2 protein-coding genes are annotated in these 1,437 nt (G+C 54.8%); both read left to right on the plus strand.

Annotated features, from left to right (window positions below; genetic code table 11):
• On the plus strand, positions 1–762 hold a 762-nt coding region (locus tag SY1_RS01880), incomplete at its 5' end, for an AAA family ATPase (protein ID WP_208872575.1).
• The coding region (locus SY1_RS01885) for a DUF3226 domain-containing protein (RefSeq protein ID WP_208872576.1) at positions 762–1,437 on the plus strand (676 nt) is incomplete at its 3' end. The genes SY1_RS01880 and SY1_RS01885, both read left to right, overlap by 1 nt.

Genomic DNA, 1,437 nt, shown 5'->3' on the forward strand with positions numbered 1-1,437 from the left:
GCTTTTATTCCGGTCAATCCCAGCAACATTCCGCAGGAGCTGATGAACCAGTTTATTTCATCTGCCAGGCGAACTTATACTCTGAAATTTGATTTCGTCTACGGCGATTTTTCCGATGGCGGCCACTTTATGTTGAGCCCCTCAGGGATATGGAGAGATGCGAGCGCAGGCAATAACCCGGCGACAGCTCAGCCGTTGGCCCAGTTGCCTGTTACGAATTATATCCCAGCCGCGAGGCTCAACAACGACAGCGACGTCACTGCCCTGGGCAAGCTGGAGTTTGAAGGCAGGAAGGAGCAGGTGATTTCGGCTCTGAAGGTCATTGACGGCTCCATTTCGGACATCACCACGTTGGTCATTGGTGGGCAGCCCCAGCTCTACGCAAAAATGAGGGGGCGGTTGCTGCCCCTCAAAATGGCCGGCGACGGCGTCAACCGTCTGCTTTCCATTCTTTTGACGATCATGAGCAATCCTGCCCCGAATGCGGTTCTCCTCATCGACGAGATCGAGACGGGGTTTCATTACTCCGTGTACGACAGCCTGTGGAAGGCGGTCATGAAAACCGCGCGGGAGAACCGCTGCCAGGTCATTGCGACCACGCACAGCTATGAGTGCATTCGAGGCGCCGTGGCCGCAGGGGATGCGGCACGGGACGATTTTTGCTACTTCAGGATTGACCGTGGCGGGGACGATAAAGACATCGTCGCCCGCAGGTATTCCGGGGATCTGTTGAACACCGCCATGGAGATGGAGGTCCGCTAATGGCGATGGGCGCGGCTCGGGGTCTCTCGGAGACAAGGGGAAAAAATACCAGGATAGAGAAGAGATACCTCATTTTATGCGAGGGAAGGGATGAGCTGTTTTTTCTGATTGCCTATCTGAACTCCACGCACTTGTCGGCAACGCCCGGATTTTCAGAGGACATCCAGGTTATGGATTTTGGAGGAAACAGCGACCTGCTTGAGCAACTCAAGGTCTTGAAGGTTACCCCCGGTTTCGACGAGATCAAAACCCTGTTGATCGTCCGGGATGCGGAAAGGGATGCAAGCTCGGCTGTCCGGCAGATCAGAACGGCCTTGGAGAACAATGGGTTCTCGGCTCCAGACGGGCCACATCGGTGGGTGAAGGATGAGGAGAACAATGGCATCCACATCGGGTTCCTCCTCTTCCCCGGTTGTGATGAAGCTCCGATGGCAGGAACCCTGGAAGACCTCTGTGCCTTTATTCTGAAAGAGCCGGCCCCACCGAAGCTTTTGGAGGTCGTCGATCGTTTTCTGGATCAACTGAAAACAGAACGCGGCAGAGATTTTGTCCACAGGTTCAAGACACGGCTGCATACCTGCCTTGCGGTTTCGGATAAATATGTCGGAATGAAAATTGGAGAGGCGGCCAAGGCGGGGGCTTTTGACTGGAGCGACGAGAGATTGACGCCATTGA

Origin of the sequence: Fretibacterium fastidiosum (assembly GCF_000210715.1) — a bacterium.
Lineage (GTDB): Bacteria > Synergistota > Synergistia > Synergistales > Aminobacteriaceae > Fretibacterium > Fretibacterium fastidiosum.